A 20,358-nucleotide genomic window follows, 5' to 3' on the forward strand; every position below is an offset into this window, starting at 1 on the left:
CGATCACCTGATGCTCAAGCAACGCCCCTTCCTGATCGAAGCCCTGACTGCGATCGGCTTGATCGCAGCCCCCTTCGTGCTGCCTCATCTCGGCTTCGCGCCGAACACCGTGAACAGGATCCTAGTCTGGGGCCTGTTCGGGCTCGGCTTCGACATCCTGTTCGGCTTCACCGGCCTGCTCTCGTTCGGCCAGTCCGCCTTCTACGGCACCGGCGGCTTCGTCGCCGCCTACCTGCTGACCCGCGCGGGCTTCGGCAACGTGCTGGGCGCGCTGATCATCGGCATGATCGCGGCCGCAGCGACCGGCTACCTGATCGGCCTGATCGCATTGCGCCGCACCGGCATCTATTTCGCGATGATCACCGTGGCAATCGCGGAAGTGTTCTTCTTCGTCGAATTCAATCCACTTTCCGATTTCACCGGCGGCGAAAACGGCCTGCCCGGCGTGCCGACGCCGAGCTTCAATCTCGGCTTCACCTCCATCCACTTCACCAATGGCTGGTCGCTCTATCAGTTCATCGCGCTGTGCTATTTCGTCGGCGTCGTCATCGCCCTCAGGATCGTGCGCTCGCCGGTCGGCGCGGTTCTGAGTGCGATCCGCGACAATCCGCTGCGCGCCACGGCGGTCGGCCACAACATCCATGGCTACAAGCTGACCGCCTTCGTGATCGCAGCCGCTTACGCGGGCTTCGCCGGCGGACTGCTCGGCGTGCTCCAGGCCTTCATGCCGCCCGACGCCTTCACCTTCGACACCTCGGGCCAGCTCGTGATGCAGACGGCCATCGGCGGCAGGGGCACGCTGTTCGGACCGCTGGTCGGCGCAACCGTTTGGCTGTTCCTTCAGGACTTCCTGCAGTCCGCACTGGGCCTCGGCGCAGCCTGGAAGTTGGTGCTGGGTGTCGTGTTCGTGCTGCTGGTCTGCTTCCTGCGCGGCGGCATCATCGGCGGCCTTGCCGATCTCTACCGCCTCGTCTTGGGAAAGCGAAAGCAGGCGGATGCGGAGATGGAGCAGGACGCCGCTGACACCGAGGCCAGGCTGCAACCTCCACCGGCGCCGATGCAGGCCAAGGAGGTCGAGCACCCCGCCTATTCCGGGCCGATCCTGAAAGCCACCGGCCTGACCAAGCGCTATGGCGGCCTCGTTGCCAACAGCGACATCGATTTCAGCGTCAATCGGGGCGAGCTGCGCGGGATCATCGGCCCCAACGGCGCCGGCAAATCAACCTTTTTCAAGATGCTGACCTGCGAGATCGCGCCGAGCTCCGGCCAGATCGTGTTCGAGAGCCGCGACATCACGGGATTGAAGGTCACCGAGGTTTGCCAGCTCGGACTGACCAAAAGCTACCAGGTCAACCAGCTCTTCACCGGGTTGACGGTGCGGGAGAACCTGACGATCGCAGCCCTTGCCGAACTGCGCGGAAAATTCCGGCTCGACCTGTTCCGCACGCTCGGCGGCGTCAAGGGCCTGACGGAGCAGGTGGCGCACACGCTCGCTTTGGTGAACCTGACCCGTCGTGCCGACACGCCCGTGTCCGAGCTCGCCTATGGCGAGAAGCGCAGGCTGGAAATCGGGCTTGCGCTCGCCACGTCGCCGCGCCTGTTGCTGCTTGACGAGCCGCTCGCCGGCATGAGCCCGCGAGAGCGTCTCGAGACCGTCAAGCTGCTCAAGTCGATCGCGCGCGGCCGTACCATGATCATCATCGACCACGACATGGATTCGCTGTTTGAGTTGGTCGAGCGCGTCACCGTGCTCCAGGAAGGCCGGGTGCTGGTCTCCGGCACGCCGGAGGAAATCAAGGCCAACGCCGCCGTCCAGGAAGCCTATCTCGGTGGCGTGCACGGAGAGATCGCGGCATGAGCCTGATCGAGGTCAACGGCCTGAACAGCTATTACGGGGACTCCCACATCCTGTTCGACGTCGCCATGCATGTCGAGCGTCACGAGGTGGTGGCGCTGCTCGGACGCAACGGCGCCGGCAAGAGCACCACGCTGAAGAGCCTTATGGGCGTCGTGACGCCGCGTAGCGGCAGCGTGAAATTCGACGGCATCGATATCGCCGGGCGCAAGAGCCACAGAATCGCGCAGGCCGGCATGCAGCTCGTGCACGAGGAACGCCGCATTTTCGGCAGCCTGTCGGTGGAGGAAAACATCGTCCTCGCCGGCATCACCGCGCCGAAACGCTGGCCGCTCGATCGCATCTACGAGATGTTTCCGCGGCTGAAGCAGCGGCGCAACAACCGCGGCACCGAGCTATCCGGGGGCGAACAGCAGATGCTCGCGATCGCACGGGCGCTCGTGCGTGATCCCAAGATCGTGCTGCTGGACGAGCCGTTCGAGGGACTCGCGCCCGTCATCGTCCACGATCTGGTCAAGGCCTGCCGCGAGCTCGCCGCCGCCGGCCAGACCATCGTGCTGGTCGAGCAGAACCTGGCGGCGACGCTGGCGCTGGCGACACGGATCTACATCATCAACAACGGACATATCGTGCACGAAGGGCCGGCGCGGGAGCTCAAGGCCCAGCCGGAGCTGCTCCAGCGCTATCTCGGCGTCTAGAGAGCGGCGATCATTCGCCTGGCGTGAGCGGCGAGCACCGCCGTGTCCTCCTTGCGCGTCTGCGCCGGCAGCAGCTCGATTCCGGCCCTGACCGGCATGACGTGCATGTGCAGGTGAAAGACCACCTGGCCGCTGGCCGGCTCGCTGAACTGCTGAAGGATGATGCCCTCGGTGTCGAACGCCTTCATCGCGGCAATCGCGATCCGCTTGGCGGTTCGGGCGACCGCGGCGAGGTCGTCATCCGCGATGTCGAGGATGCCGCGTGCCGGCGCCCGGGGAACGACCAGCGTGTGCCCGGGCGAACGCGGCATGATGTCGAGGAAGGCGAGGCTACGGTCGTCCCTGAAAACCTCGAAACAGGGGATCTCGCCACGCAGGATCTTTGCGAAGACGTTCTGATCGTCGTAGGGCGTCATGGACCCTCCTTGGTTGCGAGGCGCGATCTGACGCGCTCCTTTTCATTGACGCAAGCAAGCCAGCCGATCTATCCACGATGCTAGGCAGGATGGTTCCATTGGCGACAGATTTCGATCCCGGACACAGCATCGAGAGTGCGCGGCGCGTGCTTGCGGCACGGCTGCAATCGGCCGGCATCGAGCAGCCCGCCCTCGATGCGCGCCTGCTCGTCGGAGCTGCGCTGAGGCTTGATCTGACCGGCATGGTGACGCAGGCGGGCCGACAACTCGCGCCTGAAGAGGCTGCGCGGCTGGAAGCGTATGCGCAGCGCCGGCTCGCGCATGAGCCCGTCGCCCGCATTCTCGGCGCTCGGGAATTCTGGGGCCTGCCGTTCCAGCTATCCGAGGCGACGCTGGTCCCGCGGCCGGATACCGAGACCGTGGTCGAACTGGCGCTCGAGATCTTTCATGGGCTTACGAATTCGGGACGGCGCCCGTGCATCGCCGATATCGGCACCGGATCCGGCGCCATCCTGCTCGCGCTGCTGCACGAAATTCCCGGCGCCGTCGGCGTCGGCACCGATCTCAGTCTGACCGCGCTCAAGACCGCCAGAGACAACGCCGCGGCTCTTGGCCTCGCCGACCGCGCCAGCTTCGTCGGCTGCTCCTACGCAGCGGCGCTCCGCGGCCCGTTCGACCTCGTCGTGTCGAATCCGCCCTATATCCCGTCGGCCGAAATTCCGAAATTGAGCATCGAGGTGCGCGAGCACGATCCGCACCTGGCGCTCGACGGCGGCAATGACGGTTACGACGCCTATCGCGCCCTGATCCCGCAGGCGACTGAACGTCTCGCTCCCGGCGGAGCACTGATCGTCGAGGCCGGACAGGGCCAGGCCCGCAATATTGAAACCTTGATGACGGCTGCCGCGTTGGTCGTGGACAGGCCGCCCAAGGCCGATCTGGCGGGCATCCCACGGGCGGTTTCGGCCCGGAAAATGCCCCCATAAAAGCCGGATTGGGCTGCAAAAAACCTCTTGGAATATCCCTTGGGAACGACTACCTTCCTATCAACACATCGGTGCCGGCCCCGTAGACCTACGGGTGAAAGCCGGGCTCTCGGGCGAGAGCTTACTGATAATGGTTCCAAGCCGCAGGTCCTGTTGAGCGCGATGGCCATTTGAGCTGCGCTGCTTACCGACCGCAACGTGAACGAAAGCCTGATATTGCGCTTGAAGACTTACGCAACAAAGCAGGGCTTGTTTCGGCAGGCGATATGAATGGGTTCGCTGGCGATGGATGCTGGCGGTGGGGAACGCGTCTTTTGTTGAACGCGACGGTCGACGAACATCGGCAGGGATCAATCCGCTCTTGCGTGCGGTTGCGCGCAAGCGATGTGAACCGCTGTCATCAGGTCACTCTCGGCAATCAGTAATGCGTGCAACCTTTAGGGCTGGAATTAAAGGCAGGACATGAGAAACGGTCAGAACAAGCAGCGGATGCGCAACCGCAACAATAATAATAACAATAACAACAATAATAACCGGCGCGGCCAGAACCCGATGACCCGGGTCTACGAGTCCAACGGACCTGACATCAAGATCCGCGGCACGGCTTCGCATATTGCTGAAAAGTATCTCCAGCTCGCGCGCGACGCGCGCTCCTCCGGAGACCCCGTTGCGGCCGAGAACTACTACCAGCATGCCGAGCATTATTTTCGTCTGATCGCGACGGCTCAGGAACAGTTCCGGCAGAACCAGCAACCGCGCGGCGACGAGCCCATCAGCAACAACAGCGGTGACGACGGCGAGGACGACGGCGAGAATTTCTCGAATTTCGGCCAGGAACCGGGTTTTGTCCCACAGCCGCCACCGCCGCCCTTCACCCGCGACCGCGACGGCCCGCGCGATCATCAGCCGCGCGATCATCAGCCCCGCGACAACCATGCTTATCAGCGCGACAACCAGCAGCCGCGCGAGCATCGCGAACGCGACCATCGTCCGCAGCCGCAATATCAGCCCCAGCCGCAACCGCTACCGCTGAACCAGCCTCAGCCCGTCGTCGCCGACGCCGTCAGCGTCGATCGTTTGCCTTCCTTCATCACCGGCCCGCAGCCGCAGGTGAGCGGTGGCGCGCCCGGCCAGGCCGGCTTCGAAGGTGGTGGTGGCGAGCGCTTTCCGCGGCGGCGCCGCCGCCCGAATGGCCCGCGCCCCGAGCGCGAAGCCGCTCCGGCCGCCTCAAGCGACGAAGTGGCTCCCGGCGAGTAAGCCTTTCGCCGGACATCTTGCGCCAGATGTCCTGACCCGAATCGTCCCGGCATGTCCGGGACGATTTGTTTTTAGCCGCGCGTCGCCGTCGTCGAGGATGGTACCAGCACCGGCTTCGCCAGTGATGGAATGAGCCGCGCCCGCTCGCGCTTGGCGGGGATCGCGCGGTAGACCTGCTTGGTCGCCTCGACGATGTGCACGCCGGCGAAGGGCAGCGACAGCGCCGCGCCGGCCCGCTCCCACATCTGTGCGGATTTCAGCACCCAGCCCCCGGCATAGGGCGGCATGAACAGCGCCTCGCCCCAGGCGGTCGGGGTGAACCAGGTCTGGCGCAACAGGTCCGTGATCTGCGAACGCGAATAGGGCCGGCCGTGACCGAACGGCGTGCTGTCGGTGCGGGTCCACACCCCGCGCCGGTTCGGGATGACCGCAATCACGCGACCGGACGGCGACAGCACGCGCCATGCCTCGCGCAGCAGCGCGGCCGGATCGTCCGACATTTCCAGTGCGTGGACCAGCAGGATGCGATCGACCGCGGCGTCGGGAAGCGGCAGCGAGAACTCGTCCACCAGCGAGGCAAGCGCCGGCCGTCCGGTGGGCCATTTCAGGACGCCCTGGGCCGAGGGCATGAAGGCGATGCAGCGCTCCGCGTCCTCGCGGAACAACCCGAGATAGGGCGTGGGATAGCCGAAGCCGAGCACCCGCTGGCCATCGACGCGCGGCCAGCGCTCCCGAATGCCGCGATTGATCATTTGCCGCGCCACAATCCCGAGGCGACGGGAGTAGAACTCGCGGAGGTCGACGACATCAATGGTCATGATCGCAATGTAACATGCACGAGGCGGCCCCCGCGCGCGGAATATTGCATTGCCTGCGCAACGTTAACGCCATATTTGTCTGACGGAGCTGAGCGCGATCGGAGATGACATGGCCGCCGAAATTCGTACTTTCACCTGTTTAAACGACAATTTCGGTTACCTCATCCACGATGTGGAAACCAAGGCGACGGCGTCGATCGACGCGCCGGAGGCCGGCCCCATCGTGAGGGCGCTCGAGCGCGAGGGGTGGCAGCTCACCGACATTCTGATCACCCATCATCATGGCGATCATGTCGGCGGGGTCGCCGAACTCAAGCAGAAATACAATTGCCGCGTCGTCGCGCCGCATGACAAGACGACGGAGATCGCAGACGTCGACCTGCGCGTCGCCAATGCCGAAATCGTCAGGGTCGGCAGCTTGCTGGGGCGCGTACTGGAGACGCCCGGCCACACGCTCGACCACATCTCCTATGTGTTCGACACCGACAAAGCGCTGTTCGCCGCCGACACGCTGTTCTCGATCGGCTGCGGCCGCGTGTTCGAGGGCACCTATCCGATGATGTGGGATTCGCTTCTGAAGCTGCGTGCCCTGCCCGACGACTTCAAGCTCTATTGCGGCCATGAATACACGGCCTCCAACGTCAAGTTCGCGCTGACCGTCGACCCCGACAATGCGGCGCTGCAGGCGCGCGCGGCGGAGGTGGCGAGGCTGCGGGCCGAGAACAAGCCGACCATTCCCGCGCTGCTTGGTGACGAGAAGCGGACAAACGTGTTCCTGCGCGCCGACGAACCCTCGATCGCAGCCAGGCTGCACATGAAGGGCGCGGATGCCACCGCGGTGTTCGGCGAGCTGCGCGAGCGCAAGAACAAGTCTTGAAGAACAGATCCTGACGGGAATCGATGCCGACCGCAGCCGAGATCATCGCGCGCCTCGAACTCCGCCCGCATCCCGAAGGCGGGCATTACCGAGAGACGTTTCGCGACCAGACCACCGACGCCAACGGCCGCGCGCGCTCGACCCTGATCTATTTTCTGCTGGCGCGCGGCGAGCGTTCGCACTGGCATCGCATCGATGCTGTCGAGAGCTGGCACTATTACGCCGGCAGCCCACTGACCCTGCGGATAGCGCACGAAGGCTGCTCCCAGCACGAGGTACGGCTCGGTACGGACCTGTTGAACGGCGAGCGGCCACAGGCGATCGTGCCGGCCGATGCGTGGCAGACGGCAGAGACCACCGGCGAGTGGACCCTGGTCGGCTGCACCGTGGCGCCCGCCTTCGAGTTCGCGAAGTTCGAGCTCGCGCCGAAGGGCTGGGAGCCCTAAGGCCCTGTCGCTTCGGCTTGCGCCGGCAATGATGCTACCGCTTCCGCAGCAACATGTCCTTCGCCGCAATCAGGCCGCCACCGGCGATCAGGATCGCGGCGATGGTGATGTTGGCGCTGGCATTGGCAAAGCCAGCGGCGATGAGGAAGCCGGTCGAGAGCAGCGGCGTCGCATAGGAGGCGGCGCCGAGCACGCGGATGTCGCCACGCTTCATGCCGATGTCCCAGGCGTAGAACGCAGCACCGACGGGACCGATGCCGAGCGCGATGACGGAGAGCCATTGCAGCGTCGTGTCCGGCCACACCGTGGTTTCAAGCAGTCCATGCATCAGCGCGGCGAGCACCGCGGTGGCGAGACAGAATCCCGCGACCGCATCGGTCGGCACCGCCTTCAGTCGCCGCGACAACACCGAATAGATCGCCCACACGAACGCTGCGATGAAGGCCGCGGCCAAACCCGGCAATTGTCCCTGCGTGAAGCCCGAGGTGTTACCGGCGAACAGCAGCACGGTGCCGACGAGGCCGAGCAGGGCGCCAACGACGTGATGCACGGCAAGCCGCTCGCCCGGCAGAAACGACGAGAACAGCACGATCAGGAGCGGCCACAGATAATTCAGCAGGCCGGCTTCAGCCGGTGGCGCAAAGCGCAGCGCGAGGAAATACAGCGCGTGATAGCCGAACAGTCCGCCGACACCGACGATCCACACGACCAGCGGCTGACGCAGGCTTTTGGCCGCTGCGCCGCGGCCGATCCAGGTGAGCAGGCCGACGAGCCCGCCGATCGCGAACGTCATCGCGGCCAGCTGGAATGCCGGGATCTTTCCGGTCGCCACCGTCATCACTGACAGCAGCGACCACATCAGGATCGCGGTCAATCCGATCAGCGTTGCGGTGCGGGGAGTCATCGATCAAAGGCTCTGAGGACGTTTATGCCCGGCACAAGGCCGGGCATTTTCGTCTTCACTATCGCCTTGTCGCGACTGAAGCTACATATTTTGCCTCAGCGACGTTGCGCCAAGAGAATGGGCGCCATCAGGCCTGATATTGGCCGCCATTGATGGTCAGCGTCGAGCCGGTCATGAAGCCGGCCTCGTCCGCCGCCAGGAACACGACCGCACGTGCGATCTCTTCCGGTTCGCCGAGCCGGTTAACCGGGATCTGCGGGATCACGTTCTTTTCCAGGACGTCCTTTGGCACTGCCTGCACCATTTCGGTGTTGATGTAGCCGGGGCAGATCGCGTTGACGGTGATGCCGCCCTTGGCGTTCTCGAGCGCGAGTGCCTTGGTGAAGCCGATGTCACCGGCCTTCGCCGCGGAATAGTTGACCTGGCCAAACTGTCCCTTTTGACCGTTGATCGACGAGATCGAAATGATGCGGCCGAACTTGCGCGCACGCATGCCTTCAATGATGGGACGCGTCATGTTGAACAGCGAACCGAGATTGGTATTGATGACGGCGTTCCACTGATCGAGCGTCATCTTGTGGAAGGCGGTGTCGCGGGTGATGCCGGCATTGTTGACGAGCACGTCGATCGGGCCGACCTCGGCCTCGACCTTCTTCACACCCTCGGCGCAGGCATCGAAACTGCTGACGTCCCATTTGTAGACGGCGATGCCGGTCTCGGCCTTGAACTTCTCCGCCGCCGCGTCGTTGCCGGCATAACTCGCCGCAACCTTGTAGCCGGCCGCCTTCAGCGCTTTGCTGATCGCAGCTCCGATGCCCCGCGTACCACCCGTCACCAATGCAACACGTGCCATATCGTATTTCCTTCCCTTGGACTCTTCGGACGTTTCTGAGTGATCGTTTTTAAGTGCGGATTATGGGGGACGTTTGACGGACATCAAGAACAAAACGCCCGGCGTCGAGCCGGGCGTTTCTCTTTAGTCGAGGCTTGTACGGTTGCGAAGAATATTTGATTTGCAACCGCTGCCTTTTTAATCGCGTGCAACGCACTCAGTCACGTGTGCAGCGCACGCGCAAATGACGCGTCAACTATCTCAGTCGCGCGCCACACACATCGCGATACCCATGCCGCCACCGATGCACAGCGTGGCGAGGCCCTTCTTCGAATCGCGCTTCTGCATCTCGTGGAGCAGCGTCACCAGCACGCGGGCGCCGGAGGCACCGACCGGATGGCCGATCGCGATCGCACCGCCGTTGACGTTGACCTTGGAAGTATCCCAGCCGAGATCCTTGTTGACGGCACAGGCCTGCGCCGCGAAGGCTTCGTTGGCCTCGATCAGGTCGAGATCGCCGACATTCCAGCCGGCCTTCTTCAGCGCGGCACGCGAGGCCGGGATCGGGCCCGAGCCCATGATCTTCGGATCGACGCCCGCCTGCGCCCAGGACACGATGCGCGCGAGCGGCTTCTTGCCTTCCTTGGCGGCCTGCTTGGCGGTCATCAGCACCACGGCAGCAGCGCCGTCGTTGATGCCGGACGCCGAGCCCGCGGTGACCGTGCCGTCCTTCTCGAAGGCGGGACGAAGCTTCGCCATCGCGTCGACCGTTGCGCCATGGCGCGGATATTCGTCGGCGCTGACGACGACATCGCCCTTGCGTCCCTTGATGGTGACGGGAACGATTTCGTCGTTGAATTTACCGGCCTTCTGCGCGGCCTCGGCCTTCTGCTGCGAGGCCACCGCAAACTCGTCCTGCTGGGCGCGGGTGATCTGCCACTGCCGCGCGACGTTCTCGGCGGTGTTGCCCATGTGATAACCGTTGAAGGCGTCCCACAGGCCGTCCTTGATCATGGTGTCGATGAATTCGACTGCCCCCATCTTGACGCCGCCGCGCAGATACTGGGCGTGCGGAGCCATGCTCATGGATTCCTGGCCGCCGGCGACTACGATCTCGGAATCGCCGTTGAGCAGCGCCTGATAGCCGAGCGCAACGGTGCGCAGGCCCGAGCCGCAGAGCTGGTTGACGCCCCAGGCCGGGCTCTCGACCGGAATGCCGGCATTGATCGAAGCCTGGCGGGCGGGGTTCTGGCCCTGGGCGGCGGTCAGGATCTGGCCCATGATGACTTCGGAGACCCGGCCGGGCTCGATGCCGCCGCGCTCCAGCGCGGCCTTGATGGCAATGGCGCCAAGATCATGGGCGGGAAGGGTTGCGAACGCTCCGTTGAAGCTTCCGACCGGGGTGCGGGCGGCGCTGACGATGACGACATCGTCTGACATGGGCATCTCCTGGGTTGAATGGGGGCAGACGGGGCTGGGGAAACGGCTCGCCAGTCTCGGACGGCATCCTGTTAACGTCGTTGAGGCATGTCAATCGGCCGGTGGCCGAATTCATCCCGCAGCGCATTCAAAATAGCGTTCTTGGCGCTTTCGCAAGCACGTTTTTGCTGCCCGATTAACCGTGGCGCACAAAACGGTAGCGTGACCCCTTTGAAAATGCTTATTTTGTTGCGTTGCGTACTCTTCCCGCCCTGCGGCATAGCCCGTCAGGTTCCCGTTCTCCGCGCTTGCAAGTGAGAGCCCATGGCGAAATCAGACCAACCCACCACGATCAAGAAATACGCGAACCGCCGGCTCTATAACACCGGGACGAGCACTTACGTGACGCTGGAAGACCTCGCCGCCATGGTCAAGGATGGCGAAGATTTCCTGGTTTACGACGCCAAGACTGGCGACGACATCACCCGCTCCGTGCTTGCCCAGATCATCTTCGAGCAGGAGAACAAGGCCGGCCAGAACCTGCTCCCGACCACCTTCCTGCGCCAGCTGATCCGCTTCTACGGCGACAGCATGCAGATGGTGGTGCCGAAATATCTGGAGCAGGCCATCGCCTCGCTCACTCAGGAGCAGGAGAAGTTCCGCAAGCAGATCGCCACCTCGCTGTCCGGAACCCCGTTTGCGCCGCTGGAGGAACAGGTCCGCCGCAACATGGAGTTGTTCCAGCAAACCTTCTCGATGTTCAAGCCTTTCGCGCCCGGCGCAGCCCGCCCCGCGGGCTCTGCGGAGCCGGCGCCCGAGCCGACCGCCGAAGCCCCAAAGGACAGCAATATCGACGATCTGCGCCAGCAGATGAAGGACATGCAGGAACGCCTCGAGCGGATGTCGAAGAAGGACGAGTAGGGGTTCCTGCCACGCGCTAACGCGCCTTGCTGCCACAACTCCGCCGTCGTACCGGCGAAGGTGGGGAAGCTACGCCGCCAGCTTCACTGCGTGGGCAAAGTCCCAATAGAGCTTGCGCGCGCGCGTGTAGAGCGGGCCCGGCTGCAGCTCGCGATCGTCGATGCGGATCACCGGCGCGACTTTTGCGAAATTGCCGGTCGAAAAGATCTCGTCGGCGGCGAGGAAGTCGGCGTAACGCAGCGTCTTCTCGACCACGGTGACGCCGTCGGCGCGAAGCAGGCTGACGACGCGCTGCCGGGTGATACCATTGAGAAAGGTGCCGTTCGGCACCGGCGTGTAGACCACGCCGTCCTTGGCCATGAACACGTTGGAATTGCCGAACTCCGCGACGTTGCCGAGCATGTCGAGCATCAGCGCGTTCTAGAAGCCGCGCGAGGCGGCCTCGGCAAGCGCGCGCGAATTGTTCGGATAGAGACAGGCGGCCTTGGCCTCGACCGGGGCGCATTCGGCGGTGGGCCTGCGGAACGGCGACAGCGTGATCGCGTTGCCGACCGGCTTTGGCATCGGCGCCTCGTAGATGCACAGGCACCAATCGGTGGTCTCGGGATCGAACAGCACGCCGCCGCCCGAGCCGTTCCGCGCCCAGTACATCGGACGGACGTAGAGCTCGGCATCCGGCGCGAAGCGTGCGATGCCCTCGTTTGCGAGTGTCATCCAGGTTCCGGTATCGACCAGCGGCTTCAGGCCAAAGTTGATCGCGGATTGATTGGCGCGGGCGACGTGGCGGTCGAGATCAGGCGCGACGCCTTCGAACGCCCGCGCGCCGTCAAACACGACCGAGCCGAGCCAGGCCGCATGCGTGCGCGGACCCATGATCGGCACATTGCCGTCGTGCCATTTGCCCTCGAAGAAGGTCCAGCTCGGCGAATATTCGATGGGCTTTTTGATCTCGGCCATGACCGGCCTCTCCCTTGGCGTGGTGCCGCATTATAGCGCCACTATTGGGCGCAATTTCTAAATGATTCCCTGCGGGAAAATGGTGAGTTACCCTCCCGTGAGGGGAAAGGAAGCACCATGCCGCTCGATCCGCTCGCAAAGCGCTTGTTGACCATGATGGCTGCGGCTGCGCCGCAGGCACGGAGCCGGCCGAGCGTGGAAGCACGGCGGCAATCATTGGCAAAGCTGATGCAGTTTGCGCGCGCCGATGCGCCTGACGTGACGACGTCCGACGGCGTGCTGCCTGGTCCCGGCGGCGCGCTGCCCTATCGTCTCTATTCACCCGCAGGCGCCGATGATCGCGCGCCCGGCTTCGTGTTCTTTCACGGCGGCGGGCTCGTTGCCGGCAGCATCGCCACGCATGACCGCATCGCGGCGGCGTTGGCACATGCGACCGGTTGCCGCCTCGTCTCGGTCGATTACCGGCTGGCGCCAGAGCACAAATTCCCCGCCGCCGTGGACGATGCGATTGCTGCCACCGAATGGGTGGCGCGCGAGGCCGCATCGCTCGGCATCGACGCCGGGCGTCTGGTGCTCGGCGGCGATTCCGCCGGTGCAACGCTCGCTGCGATCGTGTGTCAGGAGGCGGCGCAGACAGCTGGTCTTTCCATCGTCGCGCAATGCCTGATCTGCCCGGTGCTGGATTTCGAGGAGGCCTCGCCTTCGCGCAAGGCGTTCGCCGAAGGCCACCTGATCGACCGCGTCACGATCGAAGCCGATCTCGCCGACTATCTGCCCGAGGCCCTGGATACTGCCGATCCCCGCATCTCGCCCTTGCGCGCGACACGGCTTGCGGGCCTGCCGACCGCCATCATCCACACCGCCGAGTACGACCCGATGCGCGACGAGGGCAATGCCTATGCGCGCAAGCTGCTCGCTGCGGGCGTCACGGTCGAGCACGTCTGCCACGAGGGCATGGTCCACAATTTCCAAGCCATGGGCGCAATTCTGCCGCAGGCGCAGCTCGTGCTGTCGCAGATCGGTGAGCAGGTCAGGCGGGCGGTGGGGACGTGAAGCACCTCGTCTTGCCGTCTCCCGCAACGGGAGAGGAAAGAGAATGCCTCACGCTCTTGCCCCGATGACGGAACGCGCCGCCGCGACGTAGTTTGGCCAATGCGCATCCGCATAACGCTCGGCCTGTCGCGCGCAGGTGATTTCGGGCGCATGCGCAGCTGCGATCATGCGCGCAAAGCGCTCTTCGGCGACCGTCACATCATCGGCCGCGGTCGAGGGCGCGGCTCCAGCGGCGGTCGGCGCAACGGCGAGTCCCGCCAGTCCGGCGAGCAGGATGCGGCGTGACGTGTCCATGGCTGTCGTTCCCTCTTCATTGCACTTCGATCGTGACCGGCGAATGCATCGCCATGGCGGCGGCAGGGTACCGTGACGCTTCCGTCCAGTCCAGCAGCTGGGGCAGTGTGGTCAGTCCGGCACCGGCACGTCGAACGTGTTCAGCGTGACCGACACCATGCAGTAAACGCCGACGAGATAGGACAGTTCGGCCGCACCGTGCTCGCCGAATTCCTTGACCGCGGCCCGATAAGTCAGTTCCGGCAGCACGCCGCCGCTGACCAATGCGGACGCCACGTCGTAGGCGACGGCTTCCTGCTTGGTGAGATCGACCGGCCGCTGTCCGGCGACGATGGTCGCGAGCTTCTCGTCGGAGAGGCCGCGCTGCTCGGCGACCAGCACATGCGCATAGAGCTCGTAGCCGGAGCGGAAATGCGAACCGGTGACGAGGATCGCGACCTCACGCACCGGAGCCGGCAGCAGCGGGTTCGCCGCGATCGCCTTGACCAGCTCCCACACAGGCTTGCCGAAGCGCGGCTCGCGGATCCATGGATTCCAGGGCCCGAGCAGCGCGCCGTCGTCGCGCATGTTCACAAAGCCCTTGAAGTGGTCCTTGATGCCCGCTCGCATGTCGTCATAGAGCGGCTTCTGTTCGGCACTCAGGTCTTTCGGATCGAGAATGGGAAGGCGCACGGCAGGTCTCCTCGTTAAGAAGCCGCGAAGCTCGCCCGCACGCACGCGCAAGGCAAGTGAAGTTGCCGTGACGGCCGTGCAATCTTGCAAATGGCAGGGAAGCGCCAGCTATCAGGCCTCAGGATTTAGCAAGTTCTGCGGATTCGTTACGTCTTCGAACTCAAGTGCCAGTGGGTGCGCTGTATCGAGGAAGGACGACAAGGCCGCCTCGAACGGCGCTGGATCGAGTCCGCGCGCTTTCAGCCAGGCGGGCTCATAATAGGTCTGCCGGTAGCGCTCGCCGGAATCGCAGATCAGCGTCACCAGCGACCCCGTCTGATTCACCTTTCGCATGTCCGAGGCGAGCCGGCACAGCGCCAGGAAATTGGTGCCCGTAGAGCCCCCCACCGCGCGGCGCAGCCGGCGCGACAGCACGTTCATCGCCGCGATCGTCGCCGCATCCGGGATCTTCATCATGCGGTCGACCACGCCCGGCACGAAGGACGGCTCGCAGCGCGGCCGCCCGACACCTTCGATCAGCGAGGGGCGGTCGCAAACATGGGAGCGGTCCTGCGAGCTGAAGCAGTCGAAGAAAGCGGAATGCTCGACATCGGCGACGCACAGCCGCGTCGGATATTGGCGATAACGCAAGTAGCGTCCAATGGTAGCCGAGGTGCCGCCGGTGCCCGCGCCCATCACAATCCAGTCCAGCAGCGGGCGCGGCTCGCCCTGCAATTGCGTGAAGATGGATTCGGCTATGTTGTTGTTGCCGCGCCAGTCGGTGGCGCGCTCGGCGAAGGTGAACTGGTCCATGTAGTGGCCGCCCAGCCGTGCGGCCAGCGCGCCGGCCTCCGCATACAGCGCGCGGCCGTCGTCGATCAGATGGCAGTTACCGCCGTAATGCTCGATCGCGGCGATCTTCTCCGCCGAGGTCGTGCGCGGCATCACGGCATAGAAGGGCACACCGATCATCTGCGCGAAATAGGCTTCCGACACTGCGGTCGATCCCGACGAGGCCTCGACGACAGGCGTGCGTTCGCGGATGTGGCCGTTGCAGAGCGCGTAAAGGAAGAGCGAGCGCGCGAGCCGGTGCTTCAGGCTGCCGGTCGGATGCGTCGACTCATCTTTCAGATAGATGTCGATGCCAGCGAGCGCCGGCACGATCAGCCGGATCAGATGCGTGTCGGCCGTGCGGCACTGGTCGGCCTCGATCGCGGCCACGGCTTCGTCGACCCAGCCGCGCCGATAGGCCGGCCCCGCCGGATTGAGGTGGCGGAAGGGGAATGTCTGCATCATCTGAATCTCCCATGATGCGGAACGCGCATCAATAGCTTCCGCTCAAAACTCCAGCGGCGCGTTGTCGACGACTTCCTTCATCACGAAGAAGGTGCGGGTCTGGCGCACGCCGGGCAGCGCGATCAGTTGCTCGCCGTGGATACGGTTGAAGTCCTCCATGTCGCCGACGCGGATCTTGAGGAAATAGTCGAAGTCGCCGGCGACGAGGTGACAGTCGAGCACGAATTTCAGCCTGGTGATCGCCTGCTCGAAGATCGCAAAGCTCTCCGGCGTCGAACGGTCGAGCACGACCCCGACCATCACCAGCGTGCCCTTTGCGACCTTCTTCGGCGCAACCATGGCGCGCACGGCGGCGATGAAGCCGTGCTCGAACAGGCGTTGGGTGCGGCGATGACAGGTGGCGGGACTGATGGCGACGGTTTCGGCCAGCTCGGCGTTGCTGAGCCGGCCGTTATTTTGCAGCAATCGCAACATCTTAAGGTCGATACGGTCAAGACGAACGGTCATGGAAGAAGCTTCCGAAATTAGGGTTTTCGGCGAAAGGAAGACTACGCTATATGGCACTTTCTGCAAGAACATGCGCAACAGAGCCGCAGTATTTGAAAGCACCTTTTTACGCAGCGATGCTAGCGTTTTATCAGACATTAACGCCAATCGGGATGACCTGACGATGCTCGAAAAATTCGCGCGCTATCCGCTGACCTTCGGTCCGACGCCCATCGAGAAGCTGGAGCGGCTGTCAAAGCATCTCGGCGGCAATGTCGAGGTCTATGCCAAGCGCGAGGACTGCAATTCCGGCCTCGCTTATGGCGGCAACAAGCTGCGCAAGCTCGAATACATCATCCCCGACGCGATCGCCTCGAACGCCGACACGCTGGTCTCGATCGGTGGCGTGCAGTCCAACCACACCCGCATGATCGCGGCCGTCGCGGCCAAGATCGGCATGAAGTGCCGCCTGGTGCAGGAGGCCTGGGTGCCGCACGAGGACGCCGTCTATGACCGCGTCGGCAACATCATGCTGTCGCGCATCATGGGCGCCGACGTGCGCCTGGTCGACGACGGCTTCGACATCGGCATCCGCAAGAGCTGGGAGGACGCGATCGAGGAGGTGAAGGCGGCGGGCGGCAAGCCCTATGCGATTCCCGCCGGCGCCTCCGTGCACAAATTCGGCGGCCTCGGCTATGTCGGCTTCGCCGAGGAAGTGCGCAAGCAGGAAGCCGAACTCGGCTTCAAGTTCGACTACATCGTGGTCTGCACCGTCACCGGCTCGACCCATGCCGGCATGCTGGTCGGCTTCGCCGCCGATGGCCGCGCGCGAAAGGTGATCGGCATCGACGCCTCCTTCACCCCGGCGCAGACCAAGGCGCAGGTGCTCTCGATCGCACAGAACACGGCCAAGCTCGTCGAGCTCGGCAAGGATCTCGTCGCCGACGACGTCGTGCTGATCGAGGATTATGCTTATCCCGCCTACGGCGTGCCGTCGGAAGAAACCAAGGAGGCAATCCGCCTCACCGCGCGTCTCGAAGCCATGATCACCGACCCCGTCTACGAGGGCAAGTCGATGCAGGGCCTGATCGATCTCACGCAGAAGGGCTATTTCGAGAAGGGCGCAAAGATCCTCTACGCCCATCTCGGCGGCGCGCCGGCGCTGAACGGCTATGGATATGCGTTCCGGAACGGCTAGCGCGTCGGTGATGTGAGGCGGCGCGCACCTCCCGACGAGTGTCGTCCTGGCGAAAGCCAGGACCGATTACCCCGACTGCCAATTGTTGAAACACGCTGAGGCAGTCAGCGTGCCTTTTCCTACGGCCCGTGGCTATGGATCCCGGATCGGCGCTCCGCTTCGCTGCGCTTGTCCGGGATGACGGCGGAGGTGTGCCTGCGCCCTACCGCGTCCTGACAATCTGCAGCAGCTCGTTGCCGTAATGCTCGAGCTTCTTGTCTCCGATGCCGGGCACATTGCGCAGTTCGTCCAGCGTGGTCGGCCATGCGCGAACGATGCCGTCGATGGTGGCGTCATGCAGCACGACGTAGGCCGGCACGCCACGTGCGCGGGCAATGTCCGAGCGCCACGCTCGTAGCCGCGCGCGCAATTCAGGATCGACATCGCCCTGCGGCGCGTCGGCTGCCGGGGCCAGATCACTGCGGCGGGACTTGGCGCGGCTCGAACGGATCCGGACGCCGGGCGCCTCTTCGCGCAGCCACACTTCCGTTTCGCCCCGCAGCACGCCGCGCGACGAATCCGTCAGCTTCAGCGCGCCGAACGATTCGCTGTCACTCAGCAAATGTCCCATCGCCACGAGCTGCCGCAGCACCGTACGCCACTGCTTCTCGTTGAGCTCGCGTCCGATGCCGAAAACGGTGAGCTTGTCGTGACCGAACTGCGTCACCTTCTCGGTCAGGCGTCCGATCAGCACGTCGATGAGGTGCATCGCGCCGAAACGCTGCCCGGTGCGATAGGCACAGGATAGCAGTTTTTGCGCCAGCACCCTGCCGTCGCGCATTTTCGGCGGCGTCAGGCAATTGTCGCAATTGCCGCAGCCCTCGCCCATCACGATCTCGCCGAAATAGGCGAGCAGCCGCCGGCGCCGGCAGTGCGGCGTTTCGGCGAGGCCAACGAGCGCATCGAGCTTGCCAATCGAGACCCGCTTGAATTCGTCGGAGCCGCTCGACTCGTCGATCATGCGGCGCTGCTGCACGATGTCCGAGAGACCGTAGGCCATCCAGGCCGCCGACGGCTTGCCGTCGCGGCCGGCGCGTCCTGTCTCCTGGTAATAGGCCTCGATGCTCTTGGGTAGATCGAGATGCGCGACGAAGCGCACGTCCGGCTTGTCGATGCCCATGCCGAAGGCAATGGTCGCGACGATGACGATGCCGTCCTCGTTGAGGAAGCGGTCCTGGTTGCGCGAGCGCACGCTGCTGTCGAGCCCGGCGTGATAGGGCAATGCGGCAATGCCGGCGTCGTCGAGCGCCGCGGCGACCTCCTCGACCCGTTTGCGGGAGAGACAATAAACGACGCCCGCATCACCTGCGTGACGCTCCCGGATGAAATCCTTGAGCTGCGACACCGCGTTGCGCTTGTCGACGATCTCGTAACGGATGTTGGGACGGTCGAAGCTGGAGACGAAGTGCGGACTGTCTGCAAGCTGAAGCCGCTCGACGATCTCCTTGCGGGTCAATTCGTCGGCAGTCGCGGTCAGCGCGATGCGCGGCACGTCGGGAAAGCGCTCGGCGATGATCGACAGGCCGACATATTCGGGGCGGAAATCATGGCCCCATTGCGAGACGCAATGCGCCTCGTCGATCGCGAACAGCGCCACCTTCGCCCGCGCCAGCAGCGCCAGGCAGCGCGGCGTCAGCAGCCGTTCCGGCGCGACATAGAGCAGGTCGAGATCACCCACGATCAGGCGCCGCTCGATGTCGGAGGCTTCCTGCGGGGTCAGCGACGAGTTCAGCGCGGCCGCGTTGACCCCGGCTTCGAGCATGGCGGCGACCTGGTCGCGCATCAGCGCAATCAAGGGCGACACCACGACACCGCAGCCTTCGCGCAGCAGCGCCGGCAATTGATAGCACAGCGACTTGCCGCCGCCGGTCGGCATCAACACCAGGCAATTGCCGCCGCCGGTGACGTGCCGGATGATCTCGCCCTGCGCGCCGCGGAACCCGGGCAGGCCGAACACCGAACGCAGCACCGACAGCACATCGCGGCCCTGGGCCGGCGCAGGCAGCGGAGCGGTGGAAGGAGAGGACATGGGCATGTCGGGGTGAGGCCGTGAGATTCGTCACAAGGCCAGTCGCATGACCGCGCAGGCGTGGCAAGGCTGTTTGCTCCGCAGGACGCCGCCTTCCACCCTTCGTGGGAAGAAAACTTTCTTACGCCCCGATCCTCCGCAGCGCTTCCGCGACCGTCACGATCGGCATGTCGCGCCTCGCGGCGGCCTGCAGCGCATGGCGCATCAGGTCCGGCGTGCAGCCATACGGGCTCGGCGCGTTGGCGACGTCATGACCGTAGAAGATCAGCCATCCGCCGCTCTCGACCGCCTCGTCGAAATAGCCATCGACACCCGTCGTATTGATCTCGCGATCGACCAGGGGCGAGGCCCGCAGGAACTGGAGATCGATGACGTCGCGATTGACGCCGGGAAGGATGCCGCGCGCCGAGCGGAAGGTCTTGGCGAGCTGCGGCTTGCGCCACACCGACGCGATGCCATAGGGGTAAGCAAAATTTTCGAGCGTGATCGAGGAATCGATGCCGCGAAAATGGCTGCGGTTTCGCTCGATCTCGCGGGCCATGGCGGTCTCGTCGAGATTGACCGCACTCTGGTGCGAGAAGGTGTGGCACGCAATCTCGTGCCCGGCCCGGTGAAGCCGCACGATCGCGTCGTTCGACAGGCCGTGCCAATGGTCCGAGGGACGATCGACCAGGCTGCCCGCGAGATAGAAGGTACCGCGGCCGCCATGCTGCTCCAGAAGCTCGGCGCCCTCGCCTGCGGCGCTATCGGGGGCATCGTCGAAGGTGAAGCTCACCATGGGCGCATGCGCGGGCAGACGGTGCGGCGCGGCACGAAAGTGCCGGGCCAGCCGATTGCTCACGCGTCCCTGGAGTGCCGACCACACGACTCGCATTTCCTGTCTGCCCCGCCGTCACTGAAGCATTCGTGCGCCGCTCGAGGCAAGC

The 20,358-nt window shown here is 64.5% G+C and carries 20 protein-coding genes and 1 pseudogene; 9 read left to right on the forward strand and 12 right to left on the reverse strand.

Features of this window, described 5'->3' with window-relative positions:
* Positions 1-10 precede the first annotated feature (10 nt).
* Together ACIPUD_RS33685 and ACIPUD_RS33690 are read left to right on the forward strand one after the other, a co-directional pair.
* Positions 11-1,858, forward strand: a complete 1,848-nt coding sequence (locus ACIPUD_RS33685; protein ID WP_446482362.1) for a branched-chain amino acid ABC transporter ATP-binding protein/permease — start codon at positions 11-13, stop codon at positions 1,856-1,858.
* Entirely contained in the window at positions 1,855-2,553 is a 699-nt protein-coding gene (locus ACIPUD_RS33690) for an ABC transporter ATP-binding protein (protein WP_018452888.1), read from the forward strand. Before ACIPUD_RS33685 ends, ACIPUD_RS33690 begins: the two co-directional genes overlap by 4 nt.
* Here ACIPUD_RS33690 and ACIPUD_RS33695 read toward each other — a convergent pair.
* The gene (locus tag ACIPUD_RS33695; RefSeq protein ID WP_247407319.1) at positions 2,550-2,969 is read right to left on the reverse strand and encodes an HIT family protein; all 420 of its coding nucleotides are present in this window, start codon (positions 2,967-2,969) and stop codon (positions 2,550-2,552) included. The genes ACIPUD_RS33690 and ACIPUD_RS33695 overlap by 4 nt on opposite strands.
* A gap of 89 nt (positions 2,970-3,058) precedes the next feature.
* On the opposite strand from ACIPUD_RS33695, the gene prmC reads away from it, so the two are divergent.
* On the forward strand, positions 3,059-3,955 hold the full coding sequence (prmC, locus tag ACIPUD_RS33700) for a peptide chain release factor N(5)-glutamine methyltransferase (RefSeq protein WP_085348402.1): 897 nt from the start codon (positions 3,059-3,061) through the stop codon (positions 3,953-3,955).
* Between the two features lie 462 nt (positions 3,956-4,417).
* Positions 4,418-5,212 (forward strand): DUF4167 domain-containing protein, encoded by a 795-nt coding sequence (locus ACIPUD_RS33705; RefSeq protein WP_018452885.1) that lies wholly within the window; start codon positions 4,418-4,420, stop codon positions 5,210-5,212.
* Between the two features lie 71 nt (positions 5,213-5,283).
* Here the strand turns inward: ACIPUD_RS33705 and ACIPUD_RS33710 are convergent, their stop codons facing one another.
* Positions 5,284-6,030, reverse strand: a complete 747-nt coding sequence (locus ACIPUD_RS33710) for a class I SAM-dependent methyltransferase (RefSeq protein ID WP_007599158.1) — start codon at positions 6,028-6,030, stop codon at positions 5,284-5,286.
* Positions 6,031-6,139: 109 nt separating this feature from the next.
* Here ACIPUD_RS33710 and gloB point away from each other — a divergent pair, with 109 nt between their 5' ends.
* Both gloB and ACIPUD_RS33720 read left to right on the forward strand, forming a co-directional pair.
* On the forward strand, positions 6,140-6,907 hold the full coding sequence (gene gloB / locus ACIPUD_RS33715) for a hydroxyacylglutathione hydrolase (protein ID WP_247473702.1): 768 nt from the start codon (positions 6,140-6,142) through the stop codon (positions 6,905-6,907).
* Between the two features lie 23 nt (positions 6,908-6,930).
* Positions 6,931-7,353 (forward strand): cupin domain-containing protein, encoded by a 423-nt coding sequence (locus ACIPUD_RS33720; RefSeq protein ID WP_018452883.1) that lies wholly within the window; start codon positions 6,931-6,933, stop codon positions 7,351-7,353.
* Between the two features lie 34 nt (positions 7,354-7,387).
* On the opposite strand, the gene yddG is transcribed toward ACIPUD_RS33720, so the two are convergent.
* The 3 genes from yddG to ACIPUD_RS33735 form a co-directional block, all read right to left on the reverse strand.
* Positions 7,388-8,257 carry an aromatic amino acid exporter YddG gene (gene yddG / locus ACIPUD_RS33725; RefSeq protein ID WP_018452882.1) on the reverse strand — a complete coding sequence of 290 codons (870 nt, stop codon included), beginning with the start codon at positions 8,255-8,257 and terminating at the stop codon, positions 7,388-7,390.
* A gap of 127 nt (positions 8,258-8,384) precedes the next feature.
* On the reverse strand, positions 8,385-9,110 hold the full coding sequence (gene phbB, locus ACIPUD_RS33730) for an acetoacetyl-CoA reductase (protein WP_085348404.1): 726 nt from the start codon (positions 9,108-9,110) through the stop codon (positions 8,385-8,387).
* A 240-nt stretch (positions 9,111-9,350) separates the two neighbouring features.
* A complete protein-coding gene (locus ACIPUD_RS33735; protein WP_018452880.1) occupies positions 9,351-10,529 on the reverse strand; it encodes an acetyl-CoA C-acetyltransferase in 1,179 nt (392 codons plus the stop codon).
* 303 nt (positions 10,530-10,832) lie between these two features.
* On the opposite strand from ACIPUD_RS33735, the gene phaR reads away from it, so the two are divergent.
* Entirely contained in the window at positions 10,833-11,429 is a 597-nt protein-coding gene (gene phaR / locus ACIPUD_RS33740; RefSeq protein ID WP_377828756.1) for a polyhydroxyalkanoate synthesis repressor PhaR, read from the forward strand.
* A 69-nt stretch (positions 11,430-11,498) separates the two neighbouring features.
* Here phaR and ACIPUD_RS33745 read toward each other — a convergent pair.
* Positions 11,499-12,386 (reverse strand): annotated as a pseudogene (locus ACIPUD_RS33745) (branched-chain amino acid aminotransferase).
* A gap of 117 nt (positions 12,387-12,503) precedes the next feature.
* Here ACIPUD_RS33745 and ACIPUD_RS33750 point away from each other — a divergent pair.
* A complete protein-coding gene (locus ACIPUD_RS33750; protein WP_085357847.1) occupies positions 12,504-13,439 on the forward strand; it encodes an alpha/beta hydrolase in 936 nt (311 codons plus the stop codon).
* A 48-nt stretch (positions 13,440-13,487) separates the two neighbouring features.
* Here the strand turns inward: ACIPUD_RS33750 and ACIPUD_RS33755 are convergent, their stop codons facing one another.
* The 4 genes from ACIPUD_RS33755 to ACIPUD_RS33770 form a co-directional block, all read right to left on the reverse strand.
* Entirely contained in the window at positions 13,488-13,733 is a 246-nt protein-coding gene (locus ACIPUD_RS33755) for a hypothetical protein (RefSeq protein WP_018452876.1), read from the reverse strand.
* Positions 13,734-13,844: 111 nt separating this feature from the next.
* On the reverse strand, positions 13,845-14,405 hold the full coding sequence (locus ACIPUD_RS33760) for a carboxymuconolactone decarboxylase family protein (protein WP_027568030.1): 561 nt from the start codon (positions 14,403-14,405) through the stop codon (positions 13,845-13,847).
* 111 nt (positions 14,406-14,516) lie between these two features.
* Positions 14,517-15,677 (reverse strand): PLP-dependent cysteine synthase family protein, encoded by a 1,161-nt coding sequence (locus ACIPUD_RS33765; RefSeq protein WP_446482402.1) that lies wholly within the window; start codon positions 15,675-15,677, stop codon positions 14,517-14,519.
* A gap of 45 nt (positions 15,678-15,722) precedes the next feature.
* Positions 15,723-16,187 carry an Lrp/AsnC family transcriptional regulator gene (locus ACIPUD_RS33770; RefSeq protein WP_446482363.1) on the reverse strand — a complete coding sequence of 155 codons (465 nt, stop codon included), beginning with the start codon at positions 16,185-16,187 and terminating at the stop codon, positions 15,723-15,725.
* A 163-nt stretch (positions 16,188-16,350) separates the two neighbouring features.
* Between ACIPUD_RS33770 and ACIPUD_RS33775 the strand changes: the two genes are divergently transcribed.
* Positions 16,351-17,364, forward strand: coding sequence for a 1-aminocyclopropane-1-carboxylate deaminase (locus ACIPUD_RS33775; protein ID WP_085348408.1), 1,014 nt, complete (start codon positions 16,351-16,353; stop codon positions 17,362-17,364).
* 202 nt (positions 17,365-17,566) lie between these two features.
* Here ACIPUD_RS33775 and recQ read toward each other — a convergent pair whose 3' ends face one another.
* Positions 17,567-19,432: a DNA helicase RecQ gene (recQ, locus tag ACIPUD_RS33780; protein ID WP_446482364.1), complete on the reverse strand. Its 1,866-nt coding sequence runs from the start codon at positions 19,430-19,432 to the stop codon at positions 17,567-17,569.
* A 121-nt stretch (positions 19,433-19,553) separates the two neighbouring features.
* Positions 19,554-20,297 (reverse strand): polysaccharide deacetylase family protein, encoded by a 744-nt coding sequence (locus ACIPUD_RS33785; protein ID WP_026232410.1) that lies wholly within the window; start codon positions 20,295-20,297, stop codon positions 19,554-19,556.
* Positions 20,298-20,358: the final 61 nt, after the last annotated feature.

Source organism: Bradyrhizobium sp. CAR08, assembly GCF_052871955.1.